General features: G+C 69.7%; 15 protein-coding genes and 1 tRNA gene. 8 read left to right on the top strand and 8 right to left on the bottom strand.

The features are described from left to right. Positions 1 to 101: 101 nt before the first annotated feature. From C8E96_RS25320 to C8E96_RS25310, 3 genes are all read left to right on the top strand, one after another. A complete protein-coding gene (locus C8E96_RS25320) occupies positions 102 to 497 on the top strand; it encodes a hypothetical protein (protein ID WP_091369086.1) in 396 nt (131 codons plus the stop codon). Continuing rightward, positions 494 to 1,348, top strand: a complete 855-nt coding sequence (locus tag C8E96_RS25315; protein ID WP_091369083.1) for a V-type ATP synthase subunit I domain-containing protein — start codon at positions 494 to 496, stop codon at positions 1,346 to 1,348. Before C8E96_RS25320 ends, C8E96_RS25315 begins: the two co-directional genes overlap by 4 nt. A gap of 659 nt (positions 1,349 to 2,007) precedes the next feature. Continuing rightward, positions 2,008 to 3,276, top strand: a complete 1,269-nt coding sequence (locus tag C8E96_RS25310; protein WP_228769606.1) for a recombinase family protein — start codon at positions 2,008 to 2,010, stop codon at positions 3,274 to 3,276. 32 nt (positions 3,277 to 3,308) lie between these two features. On the opposite strand, the gene C8E96_RS25305 is transcribed toward C8E96_RS25310, so the two are convergent. Further along, positions 3,309 to 3,392 (bottom strand) — tRNA-Leu (locus tag C8E96_RS25305). Positions 3,393 to 3,490: 98 nt separating this feature from the next. On the opposite strand from C8E96_RS25305, the gene C8E96_RS25300 reads away from it, so the two are divergent. Together C8E96_RS25300 and C8E96_RS25295 are read left to right on the top strand one after the other, a co-directional pair. Next, positions 3,491 to 4,822, top strand: a complete 1,332-nt coding sequence (locus C8E96_RS25300) for a M20/M25/M40 family metallo-hydrolase (protein ID WP_091369075.1) — start codon at positions 3,491 to 3,493, stop codon at positions 4,820 to 4,822. A 20-nt stretch (positions 4,823 to 4,842) separates the two neighbouring features. After that, the gene (locus C8E96_RS25295; RefSeq protein ID WP_091369072.1) at positions 4,843 to 5,727 is read left to right on the top strand and encodes an alpha/beta fold hydrolase; all 885 of its coding nucleotides are present in this window, start codon (positions 4,843 to 4,845) and stop codon (positions 5,725 to 5,727) included. Between the two features lie 210 nt (positions 5,728 to 5,937). Here the strand turns inward: C8E96_RS25295 and C8E96_RS25290 are convergent, their stop codons facing one another. Beyond that, complete coding sequence (locus tag C8E96_RS25290; protein ID WP_091369069.1) at positions 5,938 to 6,207, bottom strand: hypothetical protein; 270 nt, start codon at positions 6,205 to 6,207, stop codon at positions 5,938 to 5,940. Positions 6,208 to 6,390: 183 nt separating this feature from the next. Between C8E96_RS25290 and C8E96_RS25285 the strand changes: the two genes are divergently transcribed. Beyond that, entirely contained in the window at positions 6,391 to 7,578 is a 1,188-nt protein-coding gene (locus tag C8E96_RS25285; RefSeq protein WP_228769605.1) for an MFS transporter, read from the top strand. Positions 7,579 to 7,623: 45 nt separating this feature from the next. Then, positions 7,624 to 8,106: a DUF2231 domain-containing protein gene (locus C8E96_RS25280; RefSeq protein ID WP_091369066.1), complete on the top strand. Its 483-nt coding sequence runs from the start codon at positions 7,624 to 7,626 to the stop codon at positions 8,104 to 8,106. On the opposite strand, the gene C8E96_RS25275 is transcribed toward C8E96_RS25280, so the two are convergent. Further along, positions 8,099 to 8,311, bottom strand: coding sequence for a DUF5703 family protein (locus C8E96_RS25275; protein ID WP_091369063.1), 213 nt, complete (start codon positions 8,309 to 8,311; stop codon positions 8,099 to 8,101). The two genes, C8E96_RS25280 and C8E96_RS25275, sit on opposite strands and share 8 nt — an antisense overlap. Then, positions 8,308 to 9,303 carry a YncE family protein gene (locus C8E96_RS25270; protein WP_228769604.1) on the bottom strand — a complete coding sequence of 332 codons (996 nt, stop codon included), beginning with the start codon at positions 9,301 to 9,303 and terminating at the stop codon, positions 8,308 to 8,310. Before C8E96_RS25270 ends, C8E96_RS25275 begins: the two co-directional genes overlap by 4 nt. Before the next feature lie 166 nt (positions 9,304 to 9,469). Between C8E96_RS25270 and C8E96_RS25265 the strand changes: the two genes are divergently transcribed. After that, on the top strand, positions 9,470 to 9,889 hold the full coding sequence (locus C8E96_RS25265; protein ID WP_091369057.1) for a hypothetical protein: 420 nt from the start codon (positions 9,470 to 9,472) through the stop codon (positions 9,887 to 9,889). Here the strand turns inward: C8E96_RS25265 and C8E96_RS25260 are convergent. The 4 genes from C8E96_RS25260 to C8E96_RS25245 form a co-directional block, all read right to left on the bottom strand. Then, complete coding sequence (locus C8E96_RS25260) at positions 9,873 to 10,748, bottom strand: SRPBCC family protein (protein ID WP_091369054.1); 876 nt, start codon at positions 10,746 to 10,748, stop codon at positions 9,873 to 9,875. The genes C8E96_RS25265 and C8E96_RS25260 overlap by 17 nt on opposite strands. Then, positions 10,741 to 11,298 (bottom strand): winged helix-turn-helix domain-containing protein, encoded by a 558-nt coding sequence (locus C8E96_RS25255; RefSeq protein WP_091369052.1) that lies wholly within the window; start codon positions 11,296 to 11,298, stop codon positions 10,741 to 10,743. The genes C8E96_RS25260 and C8E96_RS25255 overlap by 8 nt, the downstream gene beginning before the upstream one ends. A gap of 69 nt (positions 11,299 to 11,367) precedes the next feature. Beyond that, a complete protein-coding gene (locus C8E96_RS25250; protein ID WP_091369049.1) occupies positions 11,368 to 14,334 on the bottom strand; it encodes an AMP-binding protein in 2,967 nt (988 codons plus the stop codon). Positions 14,335 to 14,423: 89 nt separating this feature from the next. Next, the gene (locus C8E96_RS25245; RefSeq protein ID WP_166658115.1) at positions 14,424 to 15,401 is read right to left on the bottom strand and encodes an aldo/keto reductase; all 978 of its coding nucleotides are present in this window, start codon (positions 15,399 to 15,401) and stop codon (positions 14,424 to 14,426) included. Positions 15,402 to 15,445 lie beyond the last annotated feature (44 nt).

Here is a 15,445-nt window from a genome sequence, read left to right as displayed (position 1 = left end):
CTCGAATTCCACCGTGCACGTATGAACCTCATGCGATGGATACGACTATGGCGACGGCCCCTGCGCCGGCGTGACCTGCGGCTCGCCAACAGGAGTATGAGATGACCACCACTTCACGAACCGGCGTCCGCCCGGTGTTGGCCGCCGTCACCGGTCTCATCGCCGTCAGCGCGTTCGCCGGCGCGATCGCGATCTCGACCGGAATCATCGACTTCGGACCGGTGATCGACATGCGGCTGCCCTTGGACAGCCCGCTGCTCGCCGCCATCGCGCTCCTGGCGGTCGTCGCGCTGCCGATGGGCGCCGCGTCGTGGTGCGCCACGACCGGCCATCCCCGCTGCCGGCAGGTCGCGATCACCGCGGGAGCACTGCTCATCGCATGGATCATCGTGCAGATCGGATTCATCCAGACCTTCAGCTGGCTGCAGCCGGTGATGGCCGCGGCGGGCGCCGCGGTGCTCGCCGCCGGGTTGCTCGGTCGGAAGGAACCACGATGACCACCACCTCGACGGCGCGCGGATCCGCGCGCACCTGGTGGCCGGAACTCGTGTCATGGGCACTGGGCGCGATCCTCACCACCGCCACCCTGTACGGGCTGTTGTCCGAGCACGCCTACCGGCTCGACCGGCAGGTGGAAATCGAGTCGATCGCCCAGGACGTCCTCACCCTGGCGATGGTGCCCGCGCTTGTCTGGGCGGGGCGTCGAAGCCGGACCGGATCGCTGCCGGGGCACCTGCTCTGGCTGGGGCTGCTCGCATACATCGCCTACACGTACGTCATCTACGCGATCGGCGTCCCCCACAACCAGGCGTTCCTGCTCTACATCGCCGCGGTGACCCTGTCCGTCGCCGCGTTCGTCGACGGGATCGGGCGGATCGACATGGGCGCAGTCGCGCACGCGTTCGGTTCCTCCAGCCATCGCGGCACCGGATGGTTCCTGATCGTCATCGGTGTCGCCTTCACGGGTCTGTGGCTCACGGACATCGTGCCGACAATTGACGGCGGGCTTCCCACCACCATCGGGACCGGTGGCCTGCCCTACCCCGTCTACGTCGCCGACCTGGGGTTCGCACTGCCCGCCGTGGTGATGACCGGGATCGCGTTGGTGCGCGGGCACATCGCGGCACCAGTCCTCGGCGCGATCGTACTGATCAAGATCACGACACTGGGCCTGGCGATCTGGGCCATGGCGATCGGCACCCTGATGAACGACAGCGATCCGAATTGGACAGTCGCAGGCCTGTTCGCGGGGATGATCGTGGTGTGCACAACGGTCCTGGCGCACGGGATGAGCCGCATCGCACGCCCGAGTTCCGGTTGGCTCCGGCCGACCCTCTGGCAATCCTGATGACGCGGCGCCCCTGACAGATTTCGATGACGGGCATGTGGCGCCCGATCGAAGTCAGCGAGCTGCTGCCCGATTCCAGGGTGTTCGCGTTCCGACGGGCCACGAGGCGAGAGTCGATGCGCAGTGCCTGCCCCGTACGACAGGTCGTCACCGTGGGTGGCGATCGCCTCGGCGAACCCGGCTGCCACCCGCCTGCGCTCCTCGGGTGGCAGGCGTGCGATCTCATCGAATGTGGTCAGTGCGGCGAGGGGTAGCGCAACCTGCAGCACGGCAGGGTCTTGGAAACGGGTCGTTGGACGGCATCTTCCGATCCCTCTTGATTCGATCTCCTGGGCTCGACATGGCAGGCCACCACAGTTTGGTCTTGGTCGAGGCCGACGGGGACGTCATTGCTCCATGCAGGTGGTGTCTGGGTCGTCTGCAGTCATGGCTGGAGCGTTGGGCCGTCGGTTGGGCAAGGCCATCGACAGGTAGGGGAAGCCATCGTGGGTGCAGCGGGAGAAGCGTCGTCCCTTGATCTCTGGTTGGGACGTGCGGGTAGGGCCACATCGGCGGGGCAGGACGTCGGTGTCCGGGATGGGTTGCGGTTTGCGTTTCTGGGGCGGGCGTCATCGCGGGATCATCAGGATCCGGCCACCACGCGTGGGTGGCAGCGTGAGGTGGGGGAGAGGTTGGTCGAGGGGCACGGGGTGATCGTGGCCGAGTTCTTCGACGTGGCGTGTTCGCGTCAGGTGCCATGGGCCGAGCGACCACAGGCAGGCTTGTTACTCGCGGCGTTGGCCGACCCGGATCGCGGGTTCGACGCGGTAGTCGTCGGGGAGTACGAGCGGGCGTTCGACGCGGGCCAGTTCGACGAGCTGTTACCGGTGCTCGAGGCCCACGGAGTGCAGTTGTGGTTGCCGGAAACTGGCGGGCCAGTGGAGTTCGGCAGCGTAATGCACCAGGCGTTGATGACGGTGTTGGGAGCGCAGTCACGGCGTGAGGTGTTGCGAGCTCGGCACCGCGCGATGGCGGCGATGCGGACTCAGGCGGTGGACCAGGGCCGATATCTCGGTGGTCGCCCACCGTATGGGTACCGGCTGGTCGACGCCGGTGCGCACCCGACCCGGGCGCACGCCCGCTGGGGACGGCAACTGCAGCGCCTGGCGCCCGATCCGGTCACCGCGCCGCATGTGCGGTGGATCTTCGCCGAACGCGGTGCCGGGCGCAGCGCCGCGTCCATCGCACGGGAGCTGAACGAGCGCGGTGTGCCGTGCCCGTCGAGCAACGACCCGACCCGAAACCGGCACCGGTCGAACACCGGATGGTCGCTGCGCACGATCATCGAGATCGTGGAGAACCCCCGGTACACCGGCCGCCAGGTCTGGGGGCGCACCAGCACCGACCGCCGCCACCGCTCCGTCACCGGGAGGCGCCCGTCGACCCGCCGCGACATGGGGGAGTGGGCGGTATCGACCAAGCTGGCGCACGAGCCGCTGGTCTCCGAGGGCGAGTTCGTCAACGCCCAGCTCGCCCACACCCCACGCACGAGTGATACCGGCGTAGTGCGCACTTACCGGTTGGCGGGCCTCGTGCGGTGCGGGCTGTGCGGGCGACGCATGGATTCCCACTGGGTCCACGGCCGGGCGGGTTACCGGTGCCGCCACGGCCGCACCAGCGCCCAGCCAGCCGTCAGCGTCGCCAAATCCTGGTACGCCCGGGAAGACCGCATCGTCGAGCTGATCCGTGACCAGCTGACCAACCATGGAACGCGGCCCATGCCCGACCTAGATCCGGTCGAGGTCATCAGATCGAGTGCGTCCCTGATCGAGTACCGCCCCGGCAGCATCACCCTGAACGGGCCAGGCACAACGAGCGGCAAGAGGCCGGACACAACGGAGAAACGACACGCCGACGCCAAAACAAACAACCCCACGAAATCCGTCTGATAGGCTCAGATAGGACCCGTGGGGCAATTATGTGTCCGAGGGGGGACTTGAACCCCCACGCCCGTTAAGGGCACTAGCACCTCAAGCTAGCGCGTCTGCCATTCCGCCACCCGGACTTGCGGTCTCCCGCTGGTGTGCGCACAGAGTATCGGATGGGGTTGCGTGGTCCCAAATCGGGGCCGCCTTACCGCGTCGGTGGTGGTAGGAAAGCGGTGTGACCGAGCATCAGAGCGACACCAGGGCTGTGGCTGAGGCCGAGTCGGTGCAGCTGACCAGTGAGTTGATCCGCATCGACACCACCAACACCGGGGATCCCGCGACGGTGGTGGGGGAACGGGCCGCGGCGGAGTATGTGGCGGAGAAGTTGGCGGAGGTGGGGTTCGACACCACCTACGTCGAGTCGGGGGCCAAGGGGAGAGGCAACGTCTTCGCTCGGTTGGAAGGGGCGGACCCGTCTCGGGGGGCGTTGTTGGTGCACGGGCACCTCGACGCCGTGCCCGCTGATCCGTCGGAGTGGTCGGTTCATCCGCTGTCCGGCGCTGTCCAGGACGACTATGTCTGGGGGCGGGGCGCGGTCGATATGAAGGACATGGTGGCCATGACGCTGGCTACCGCGCGCCGGTTCAAGCGGGATGGGGTGGTGCCGCCGCGGGACATCATTTTCGCCTTCCTGGCTGATGAGGAGGCCGCGGGCGACTATGGGTCGCAGTGGCTGGTGCGGAATCGCCCGGAGCTGTTCGAGGGGGCGACCGAGGCGATCAGTGAGGTGGGCGGGTTCTCGATCACCGTCAAGGACGACGTCCGCGCCTACATGATCGAGACCGCGGAGAAGGGCATCGCCTGGTTGAAGTTGCGGGTCCGCGGGCGCGCGGGGCATGGGTCGATGGTGCACGAGGACAACGCGGTCACGAAGTTGACGCAGGCGGTCGCCCGGTTGGGGACGCACAAGTTCCCCCTGGTGCTGACCGAGTCCGTGCGCGAGTTCCTCGCGGCGATGAGCGAGATCACCGGCATGGAGTTCGACGAGGACGACCTCGACGGCGCTGTGGGCAAGTTGGGTGCGGTGGCCCGGATGGTGGGGGCGACCATTCGCGACACCGCCAATCCGACGATGTTGACGGCCGGCTACAAGGCGAACGTGATCCCCTCGGTCGCCGAGGCCGTTGTGGACTGTCGGATCCTGCCGGGCCGCGAGGCCGCGTTCGAGCGTGAACTGGACGAGATCCTCGGGCCGGACGTCGAGCGGGAATGGGTGGCGCGGCTTCCGGCCGTCGAGACGACCTTCGACGGCGCCCTCGTGGACGCGATGACCGACTCGATCGTGGCGGAGGACCCAGGCGCCCGGACGGTTCCGTACATGTTGTCCGGTGGGACCGACGCGAAGGCGTTCGACTCGTTGGGGATTCGGTGCTTCGGGTTCGCGCCGCTGCGGCTGCCCGCGGACCTGGACTTCGCGGCGCTGTTCCATGGGGTCGATGAGCGGGTTCCGGTGGACGCGCTGAAGTTCGGGACCCGGGTGATGGATCGGTTCCTGCGGAGCTGCTGAGGGCGTGCCAGGATTCGGCGGTGCCCACCACCACTGAACGTTTCGCCCTGTCCGACGGGGCGAAGCTGTCGGTTCAGCGCGCGGGGGAACCCGAGGCGGGGGTCACCGTCGTCCTGGCGCACAGCTACGCGATGGACCAGCGGGAGTGGCACAAGATCATCGCCGCGCTGCCGGACGCGACCGAGCGGCCGGTGCAGGTGGTGTCCTACGACCACCGCGGCCACGGGCAGTCCAGCGCGGCCGACGAGAAGACCGCGACCGTCGAGCAGCTCGGTGACGACCTCGCCGAGCTGCTCGACGGTGTCGTGCCGCAGGGCCTGGTCGTGCTGGCCGGGCACGGGATGGGCGGCTTGGTCTCGATGGCGCTGGCCGCCCGCCACGCCGCGCTGTTCGAGGCCCGGGTGGCGGGGTTGGCCCTGCTGTCGACGCCCGCCGGGTGGGTCGCGGAGGCGGCGATCCCGAGTTCGCTGGGCAAGATCGTGCAGGACCTGCGCGCGATCCTCGGTGCGAAGATCGTCGAGCGGGTGGCGCAGCGGATCGACAAGGCGAAGACGATCGGGCTGCGGTGGCTGCTGCTCGGTGAGGACCCCGAGCCCGACGACGTGCGCCTGGTGGCGGAGATGATCGCGGCGCACTGGCCGGACACGGTCGCCCTGTTCCGTCCCGCGCTCGACCGGTTCGACCAGGAGGCCGCGCTGTCGGTGGCGGCGGGCACGCCGGTCGTGGCGATGGTCGGAGACCGGGATCGGGTGGTGCCGGTGTCGCATGTCGAGGCACTGGCGGGAGCCGTGGCGGACGGGACGGCGGTGGTGTTGCCGGGGCTGGGGCACATGCTGCCGCTGGAGGGTGTGGCCCAGGTGTTGCCGCGGCTGGTCGGGCTGGCGCACGCGGCGTTCCGGCGCTGAGCGCCGCACGGGGGCGCGATGGCTGCCTGGTCGTGCACAAGCCGCCTGAACTGCGCACCCACTTGCCCGGACTGCGCACTCACTTGCCTGAACTGCGAACTCACTTGCCTGGACTGTGAACTCACTTGCCTGAACTGTGCATTCGCTTGCCTGAATTGCGAACTCACTGTCGGGAACGGGCGACTCGCGGGGCTGGTGAGGGTGGGGTGGCTATGCCGCGAGGTCCTGCGTCAGGTGCAGGGACCCGATGGGGGTCACGACGACCCGTGCGTCCCTCGCGCCGCCGGTAGGCTCGATCGCCACCAACCTCTTGCGCTCCAGGATCGTCAGGGCCTCGGACTCCCATTGCGGAACGTGTCCAGCCGCGGCCCCGTCGGCGTCCGCCCAGACGAAGCCCATCGGCCCACCCCACAGCCCACTGTGGAACAACACCGAACCGGCAGCACAATGCCGCAAAGCCTCAGCTTCGCTGCCTGTCATCTCACACCTCCGACACACCGTTGTGTCCTGCTTGTCCTCCGAAGCGTGCGCCCCTGAGAGCGTGCGAAGCATCAGGGGGAATACCTATACAGCTACTTAATCGCGCCCTAGGTGTCGCCGTCTTGTCATGGAATGCCGTAAAACGGTTTGCGGGTGGCGGGTGGGAACCATGAGGGTGGAGTGGTGACGACGACGCCGGTGGCCGTGCCTGAGCGGACCGTGAGCAGGCGGGTGGTCTTTCTGTTGGCCGTCACCTGTGGTGTGGCCGTGGGGAACATCTACTTCCCGCAGGCGGTGACCCCACTGGTCGCCTCCGGGTTGGCCGTCCCGGCTGATTCAGCGGCGACGGTGGTGACCGCGGCGCAGGTCGGATACGCGGTCGGGATCTTCCTGCTCGTGCCGTTGGGCGACCGGTTCGCGCATCGGCCGCTGATCGTGTGCCTGTTGGGGCTCAGCGGGTTGGGGCTGCTCGCGGCGAGTGCGGCGTCGTCCTTGCCATTCCTGCTGGGGGCGAGCGTCCTGGTGGGGATCACGACCGTCGTGGCGCCGATCATCGCGCCCATGGCGGTGGGGTTGGTGCCCGACGACCGGCGCGGGGCTGTCACCGGCACCCTTCTGGCTGGGTCGATCGGCGGGATGCTGCTGTCGCGGGCCTTCGGTGGGGCGGTCGGGGAGTGGCTGGGGTGGCGGGCTCCCTACCTGGTGGCCGCGGCGATGGTCCTCACCATGGCGACCGTCCTGGTGTTCGTCGCGCCGCGCACCGTGCCCTCCACGCGGCAGCGGTATCCGTCGCTGTTGGGTGAGGCGTTGCGGCTGCTGCGAAGCGAGCGCGAGTTGCGACGGTCGTGCTTCTATCAGGCGACCATCTTCGGTGCCTTCACCGCGGTCTGGACCGGGCTCGCGCTGCTGCTGACCGGCCCCACCTACGGCTTGGGCGCCCATGTGGTGGGTGCTTTCGCGTTGGTCAACGCGGCCACGATGTTCTGCACGCCGCTCGCCGGGCGGTGGATCGACCGGCGTGGGCCGGACCCGGTGAACCTCGTCTGCATGGTCGCCGTCCTCGTGTCCGCGGTGGTGCTAGCGGGCGGAATGCGAGGTGGCGTCGCGGGACTGGTGGCGCTCGCGGTGGGGACGCTGGTGCTCGATGTGGCCATGCAGAGCGGCATGGTCGCCAACCAGGTGCGGATCTTCGCCCTGCGGCCCGACGCGCGCAGCAGACTTAACACCGCCTACATGACCTGCGCCTTCCTGGGCGGCAGTATCGGCTCCTGGTGCGGTGTTCGCGCCTTCGCCCAGTTCGGCTGGGCGGGCGTGTGCGCGGTGGTGGCGATACTGTCCGGGGCAGCGCTGACCCGTCACCTCCTGCGCTGAACCGGGCGAGGTCGCCGCGCGTAACAACGAGTCGGAGGTGGCCCCATGCCTGAGTTCGTCAACGGTCTTCCACTGCACGCGTTGATCGTGCACCTCGTGGTCGTGATGGTGCCGCTGTCGGCCCTCGGCGCGGTGGTCATCGCCGTGTGGCCCGCGGCGCGGGCGCGGTTCGGGTGGCTGGTGGTGGCCGGAGCCGCGGTGGCGGCCGCGGCGACACCGGTCGCGACGAACAGTGGCAAGAAGCTCGAGCGCAGGCTGCCCGAGAACGAGCTGATCAACGCCCATGAGCGGCTCGGCGACCTGATGATCTACTTCACGCTGCCGCTGTTCGTGGTCGTCCTCGCCCTGATGCTCGCGCACCGCGCCGCCACCCAGGTCGAGCCCGCTTCGTGGAGCAGGGTCGCGGTGATCGCCGCGGCGGTGCTCGCGGTCGGGTTCGGGGTGGCCTCAGGCGTGCACGCCTACCGCGTCGGCGACGCCGGGTCGCGCGCGGTGTGGGACGGGTTCGACAAGCTTCCCGTCAGGTGATGATGCCGGGCTGCGGGTGCGGACGCCGTTTGCGCCGCAGCCAGACTTTGCGGGTGCCGTCGGAGTAGAGCCGCACGTTCGACAGCTCCCATCCGGCGAACTCCGCGTGGATGGCCAGTTGCGTGGCCGCTGTCAGCCGCGACACCGCCGGTGGCAGCCGCAGCGGCCGGTACTCCCAATCGCCTTCGACCACCCCGTCACTCATGGTTCGATCACCTGGACACCTCCTCCGTTGGCGGACGCCACGACCACGCGCCCACTAGCCGGGTCGACGGCCACCGAGTTCGGCTGGCCGACGGTAGGGAACCGGTAACGCTGTTCGGGTTGTTCGCCGGCCACGTCGAAGCCGACCACTTCATTGGTCTCGGTCAGGGTCACCCACGCCAGGTCGCGGCGGGGGTCGAAGGCGATCGCGAACGGGCCGCCGGGCACGGGGTAGCGCTGGCGCATCAGCAGCGGGTCCAGGGAGAACGCCAGCAGCGCGCCGCCGCGGGTGTCGGTGACCAGGATGCGGCCGAACCGGTCGACGGTGCCGTTGGTGGCGCCCTGCCCGGCGCGCAGGCCTTCGCCGACGGTGCCCTTGGCGACGTCGAGTTCGAACACCGCGTTGCGCAGCCGGTCGAGGACCGCGGCGCGGTCGCCCACGGCGTAGACCTGGTCGGCGCTGAGCAGGCCGCCGGTGATGGTGCGGGTGCCCGTGCCCTCGAGGACGGCGACGGACTTGCGGTCGCGCACGGCCACCAGGGTGCTGTCGCGGTATGCGGCGGCGTTGGCGGCGGTGCCGTCGACGGTGGCCGGGGTGACTTCGGCTGAGGCCAGGTCGACCCGCACGACCGTCTTGCCGGTCGCCGCGAGCAGCGGCCCGCCCTCGGCGGCGAGGGCGAGTGACTCCGCTGCGGTGGCCAAGTCGACCGTGCGGGGTTCGCGGTCGAGCGCGTCGAGCTGGTAGAGCCGCAGGCCAGGGGGGTTGTCGACGGCGACGACCAGGGTGCGGCTGCGGTCGTCGACGATGGCGGCGGACGCCGCGGCCAGGGGCCGGACCGTTCCGGCGGGGGTTGTGGCGGGCGCGGGGGAGTGCGCGGCGGTGGCGGCTACCGGGTTGTCGGACACCATCAGCTCGTCCTGCGGCTGCCCGTTGGACGAGCACCCGGCAAGGGTGGCGATAGCGACGACGGCGGCGCCCAAGCGTCGCGACAAGTTTCCTCCGGTGGCCGACGGGGTATGGGACTTACATAAGCATCCCGCACCCGGCCCGAGGAGGCCACGTTCCGCGCCGACATGTCTCTCACATCCGGCCACCGATTCGACACCAACCTGTAACAACCACCCGGTTGGCGTCGACGGAGTGGACACGGAGGTATCAATGGCGATAGATCCGGCCCACCTGCCCATCTTCGGCGACCCGCGGCCCAGCGAGGCGCCCGCGGCGGTTCGCGCCGCCCGCGGGCTGTTCATCACCCAGGTCGCGCTGTCCACGGTTCACCTGACCGTGGTGTGGGCACGCAGTGGGTTGGACCTGTCGCTGTATCTCGTGCCGCTCGCGGTGACCGTGTGGCTGGCGGTCAGCATGTCCGCCGGGCGTGACTGGGCGCGGGTCGGCGTGGTCGTCGTGTCGGGTCTGTCGGTGTTGTTCTCGATCGGGCTGACCTCGGGGCCGGTGGACGTCGCGCTGCTGGTGCCGATCGTGGCCGCGGTCGCCGTCGGCACCCACTTGGTCTACCGGTCCGATGTGCGGGAGTTCTTCGAGCCCGCGGACTCCGAGAAGGTCAGGACTCGATGGTGAGGATGCCTTCGGGCATGCCGGGCATCGTGACGCTGAGCCAGCTGTGGCTCCAGTCCTCGACCTCCAGGTAGCGGCGCAGTTCGCCGAATCCGCTGAGCCAGCCCATCCAGGAGCCGTATGGCGGGCGCTCGAACCCGCTCTGCACGAACGTGATCCGGGTCTTGCCGTCGCTGCCGTCGAGTTCCCAGGTGGACACTCCGGCGCCGCCCAGGTCGATGGCGAGTTTGCGGCCCGGGTCGAACGCGGTGACGGTCCCCGGGTTTTCTTCCATCTCGAAGCCGCCCATGGCGAACCGGCCGCCGACGTAGGGCTCGAGGTCGCAGCGCGCGCCGAACCAGGCGCTGAACTTCTCCGGGTCGACCAGGGCGTCGAACACCTCGGCGGGGTCGGCGGCGATGTCGAACCGGGCGCGCAGGTCGGTGCTGGTGAAGTCGCAGAGCGCGATCGGCGCGCGGTTGTCGACGTGGTCGACGAGGTTGGCCACGGCCAGCGCCCAGAAGGTCTGCAGGGCGCCGCGGTCGCTGTTGTCCTCCATCATCTCCTCCCAGGTCGGCATGTCCGACTGGGACAGGGTGAGGACGGTCGTGTGGTCGGTTTCGGGTTCGAGGCTGATCTCGGTGGTGGTCTCGGTGTCGTCGAGGGTCCAGGCGAAGCGCAGGGTGGTGTCGTCGGCGTGGAGCAGGCGCTGGCGGGGTTTGTCGCCCGCGGGGGTGTAGCGGCCCCAGAACGCGTAGGTGTGCGGCAGGTCGACCTCGGCGTGCTCGGCGAGCCAGGTCGTCAGCTCGGCCGGGTCGGTCAGGGCGTGGCGGACCCGGGTGAGGGGAGCGGGGACGCGGACGCTGAAGGTCATGTCAGTCATGGGGTTCTTCCTTCGGGTAGCAGGCCACGACGAGCTTGAAGGCGTCGCCTTCGGCGCCGCCGTAGCGGGTGAACAGGTCTTTCAGGGTGTTTTGCAGGTCGGCGAGGAACTCCTGGCGGCGTTCGGGTTCGACGCGGATCGCCCCGGACACGCCGATGGAGGGCAGTTCGGGGGCGGTGCGGTCGAGGGCGGCGATGTCGGCCTGGACGTCCTCCATCAGGTCGAGGAGGTAGCCGAGGCTGAGTTCGTCGCGCGCCTTGGGCAGGCCGACTTTGCCGACGAGCCGCGGTGAGAGCCAGTAGGAGCGGGCGGTCGCCTGGTAGACGCCTTCGGCGATGCCACGCACCCGGCGTTCGCTCACCAGGGTGGCCAGACCGGCATCGACCAGGCGTTTGACGTGGTAGTAGACCCGCTGCGGGGTCTGGTCGAGCCGGGTGGCGACCTCGGTGCACGAGCGTGGCTCGGCTAGTTGCCGCAGCACCTCGATGCGCTGCGGCTTGAGCAGGGTCTCGGCCTGCTCGATCTGGTCTAGATACAGGACGTCTCTCATGGCAAAGTCAAGGTTTGACGTAAAAATCCATTTTGTCAATGGAGCCTGCTGAAGCTATCGGGGGCGTTTTCAGAGGCGGAGTTTGCCGACCCAGCAGGACAGGCGCCAGGCGGCGACCCCGACGGCGAGGGTGATCGCCAGGACCGCGGCCGCCGGGAGGTGCGGGAGCAGGGGCAGGAACACGACGTAGTGGGTCAGGTAGATGTAGAGCGAGCCGCCCGCCAGCAGGCCGCTGAGCCGCACGAGGGGGCCGGGCACGTGCAGGCGCGGCACGAACAGCACCAGCAGCAGACCGCCGACGACGATGGCGTCGCGCACTGGGTCGTCGAAGTAGCCGGGGACCACCAGCAGGGTGACGATCACGGCGGCGACCCGCTGCGAGGACGTCACCGCGCGTTGGACGACCCAGCCGAGGACGAAGAGCCACAGGACACCGTGCAGGCTCATGTCGCGCGGGGAGAAACCGGGAACATGATCCGCGGGCGCGCGCGCGATCAGCGACAACACCAACACGCCTAGCGCCAGGGCGAAGCCGTGGGTGACCGCGAAACGGCGGACCGAGGGGACGGCGAACAGCAGGGCCATCAGCACGAGGATCTGGACGAGCACCTCGACGTACCAGTAGGCGATCGTGCCGGACTGGACGAAGTTGTTGACCAGCAACACGTTCGACACGGTCACGTTCTCGGCCTCGATGGACCGCCAGGCCAGCCACAGCGACGACGGGACAGCGATCCGGGCGGCGGCGCGGCCGATGCGCCCGGCCATGCGATCGGGATCGACGGGGGCGATGGCGAAGCGGGCGAAACTCCAGCCCGCGATGACCAGCAGCAGGTGCGCGCCGCCCCAGACCTGGGTCAGGCCGATGTGGGTGGCCACGATCAGGGTGATCGCCAGGGCGCGCAGAACGATGTTGGTCTCCAGCGACCGCAGCCTGCCGCGCTTGGGCCGGGCGCGTTCGAGGTCGGCGACCGCGATGGTGTGCCAGCCGTCGGGGACGTGGCCGAGGAGACGTTCGAGTTCGATGGACGCGCGCACGTAGGTCAGGGAATCGCCGCCGAGGCTGACGAAGGTGGCGTCGTCGGCGATGTCGGCCCGGTTGAGCGCCCGCCGGTACACCGCCCGCACCGAATCCGTTGCCCCGGCCGAATCGGTTGACCCCTTCGAATCGGTTGACCCGTTCGACCAGCCACGAGATCCGGCCGAACCGCTTGAGCCTGCCGAACCGGTCGACCCAGCCGAACCGCTCGAACGGCCCCGAATGCCGAGGAAATCCCGAAAAGCGCCCCAGCGCGGCCCCCACCCTTCCCCGGGGGGACGGCCCTTGGCCAGTCTATCGGGGTGGGGTGACGGGTGATCTTGGTTTGGGGGCGGGTGTGGACAAGTCGGCGGGTGGGGATGGGTGGGTGTCGGTGAGTGGGTGTTGGCGGGGGAATGTCCGGGGGGTGGTGTAGGGGCGGTGGGGAGGCCTGCGGCGTGGATGGCTGCGTAGTCGAGTTTGCCGGTGGTCAGGCGGGGGAGGGTGGCGTACTCGACGACTCGGATCACGTGGTGCGGTAGGCCGGTGCGGGCGGTGACGACGGCAATCGCGGCGGTGGTGCGCGTGGCGTCCGGGTCGACGGCGTCGGTGAGGCTGGCGTCGGTCAGGTCAACGGTGGCGGCGCTGGTGGAGTTGGCCGCAGCGGTGTTGGCACCAGTCGGGTTGGCGGCCGTGGCGGTGTGGGTGCCAGCCCGGTTGGCGGCCGCGGTGATGTGGGTGCCAGCCCGGTTGGCGGCCGTGGTGCGGTGGGCATCGGCCAGGTCGATGGCGTGGGCGCCAGGCTGGTCAACGGCGTCGGCGGCGTGGGTCAGGGCGACGGTGAGCACGGTGTCGTCGCCGGTGACGGCGGCGGTGAAGCCTGCTGTCGTGAGGAGTTTCTCGATGCGGTCGAGGTCGACGCGGAGGCCGAAGAGTTTGACGAAGCGGCTCGTGCGGCCGATGACCTCGTAGAGCCCGTCGGGGGCCCGCCGGGCGAGGTCGCCGGTGGGGAGGGCGCCGAGGGTGGCACCCAGGGCCAGGTCCGCCGGGGTTCGGGCGTAGCCGAGCATCACGTTGGGGCCGCGGTAGACAAGTTCGCCGTCGGGACGGATCTCGAAGGAGCCACCCGGGACCGGCACACCGATGGCTTCCGGGCGGGTCGCGGCCAGCTCCGGTGGGAGGTAGGCCATGCGCGCGGTGGCCTCGGTCTGGCCGTACATTACGAAGAACCGCCAGCCGCCCTCATCGGCGAGGGCGGCGTAGCGGCGGACCTGCGACGGGGCGAGCCGCCCGCCCGCCTGGGTGACGTAGCGCAGCGTCGGGAGGTCGCGGTCGGAGAAGCCCGCGCGGTCGAGCAGGTCGAACGTGTACGGCACGCCGTGCAGGCTGGTGCCGCCGTGGGCTCGGAAGGACTCCCAGAAGCACTTGTCGACCACCGAGTGGTCGCTGAGCAGCAGCGCCGCCCCGCGCGAGAGGTTGCTGTTGATGACCGACAGGCCGTAGCAGTAGTGCATCGGCAGCGTCGTGGCCGCGCGGTCGGTGTCGCGGATGTCCAGGTAGGACGCGATCGACTCCGCGTTGGCCTGCACGTTCGCCGCCGAGAGCCGCACGAGCTTGGGGGAGCCGGTGCTGCCCGAAGTGGACAGCAGCAGCGCCAGATCCGGGTGCAGGTCGTGCGCGGTGCCCTCGCGCCGCTCGCGCAGACCGGCCGCGGTCGCGACGACGTCTGGGTCGTACGCCGCGGTCAGCTCGTCCACTTGCGACCCGGTGAGCAGCACCGGATGGCCACCGCGCAGCGCGGCCAGGTAGGTGACCAGGGAATCAACGTCGTTGGCCGTCGCGACCAGCACGAGTCTTCGGGTGGTTCCGAGGGTGTCGGCTGTGGACTCGACCCGCTCGGCGAGTTCCCGGTAGGTCAGCGAACCCTCTCGGGTGACGACCGCGACTCGGTCACCGAAGTCCGCCAACGCGCGGACGAACGGGACCCCGAGAGCCACGGGCGCGCTGAGCAGCTCCATGGATGATCCTCGGCGTCGACGGTGGGAAATATGCCGAGGTGAGCATAGGCTAACCAACCTTGCCGGTCATCCGTCATTCGCGTCACAGATCAGCTCAGTCGGCGCTCCGGATACCCGAGTTCGATATCGCTCACGTCGTCGAGCGCGGCCCGGATGGCGGGCGGCAGGACCAGTTCCTCGGCGATCAGCGACCCCAGCAGCTGCGCGGTGTCCCGCGCGCCGACGACCGGTGCCACCACGCCCGGGCGGTCACGCACCCACGCCAGCGCCACGGCCAGCGGCGACGTGCCCAGCCCATCGGCCGCTGTCGCGACGGCCTGCACGATCCGGCCCGCCCGGTCCGTGCGGTGCTGCTCCACATAGGACGCGTACTTCGCCGACGCGCCCCGGGAGTCCGCCGGGGTGCTGGCGCGGTACTTGCCGGTGAGCACGCCTCGCCCCAGCGGCGCCCACGGCAGGATTCCCAGCCCGTGGTGCTCGGCGGCGGGCACGACCTCCCGCTCGATGCCGCGTTCCAGCAGCGAGTACTCGACCTGCGTGCTGACCAGCGGCGCGGCCCCGGCGGTGAACGCCTGGCGGCTCGCGGCGGTCGCGGTCTGCCAGCCGGTGTAGTTCGAGATGCCCGCGTAGCGCACCTTGCCGCTGCGCACAGCCGCGTCGACCGCGGCCAGGGTCTCCTCCAGCGGCACCGTCGCGTCCCAGGCGTGCAGCTGCCACAGGTCGACGTGGTCGGTGTCGAGCCGGTTGAGTGACTGCTCCAACGCGGTGAGCAGGGCGCCGCGGGAGGCGCCGCCGCCGAACGGGCCGTCGGTGCGCCGCGCGACCGCCTTCGTCGCCAGCACCACCGACTCGCGGGGGACCACGTCGTCGAGCAGGGCGCCGAGGATGTTCTCGGCCTCCCCGTCGGAGTAGACGTCGGCGGTGTCCACAAAGGTGCCGCCCACGTCGACGAACGCGCTCAGCTGGCTGGCCGCCTCATCCGGCTCGGTGTCCCCGCCCCAGGTCATCGTGCCCAAAGCCATCCGGGACACCCGCAGCCCACTACGTCCCAGGTGTCGTTGCTCCACGGGCAGGGAGCCTAGGCGGACGCCGCGCCTGAGTGCGCACGCCA

The organism is Actinokineospora alba (assembly GCF_004362515.1).
GTDB lineage: Bacteria > Actinomycetota > Actinomycetes > Mycobacteriales > Pseudonocardiaceae > Actinokineospora > Actinokineospora alba.
Note: the sequence above shows the minus strand (reverse complement) of the source record. Positions and strands in the feature narration are given on the sequence as shown.

What these genes read in the sequence shown, in the direction of transcription:
- C8E96_RS25320 (WP_091369086.1), top strand. Translation starts at nt 102, where the DNA reads ATGACCACCACTTCACGAACCGGCGTCCGCCCGGTGTTGGCCGCCGTC.
- C8E96_RS25315 (WP_091369083.1), top strand. Translation starts at nt 494, where the DNA reads ATGACCACCACCTCGACGGCGCGCGGATCCGCGCGCACCTGGTGGCCG.
- C8E96_RS25290 (WP_091369069.1), bottom strand. Translation starts at nt 6,207, where the DNA reads ATGACAGGCAGCGAAGCTGAGGCTTTGCGGCATTGTGCTGCCGGTTCG.
- C8E96_RS25280 (WP_091369066.1), top strand. Translation starts at nt 7,624, where the DNA reads ATGCCTGAGTTCGTCAACGGTCTTCCACTGCACGCGTTGATCGTGCAC.
- C8E96_RS25275 (WP_091369063.1), bottom strand. Translation starts at nt 8,311, where the DNA reads ATGAGTGACGGGGTGGTCGAAGGCGATTGGGAGTACCGGCCGCTGCGG.
- C8E96_RS25265 (WP_091369057.1), top strand. Translation starts at nt 9,470, where the DNA reads ATGGCGATAGATCCGGCCCACCTGCCCATCTTCGGCGACCCGCGGCCC.
- C8E96_RS25260 (WP_091369054.1), bottom strand. Translation starts at nt 10,748, where the DNA reads ATGACTGACATGACCTTCAGCGTCCGCGTCCCCGCTCCCCTCACCCGG.
- C8E96_RS25255 (WP_091369052.1), bottom strand. Translation starts at nt 11,298, where the DNA reads ATGAGAGACGTCCTGTATCTAGACCAGATCGAGCAGGCCGAGACCCTG.
- C8E96_RS25250 (WP_091369049.1), bottom strand. Translation starts at nt 14,334, where the DNA reads ATGGAGCTGCTCAGCGCGCCCGTGGCTCTCGGGGTCCCGTTCGTCCGC.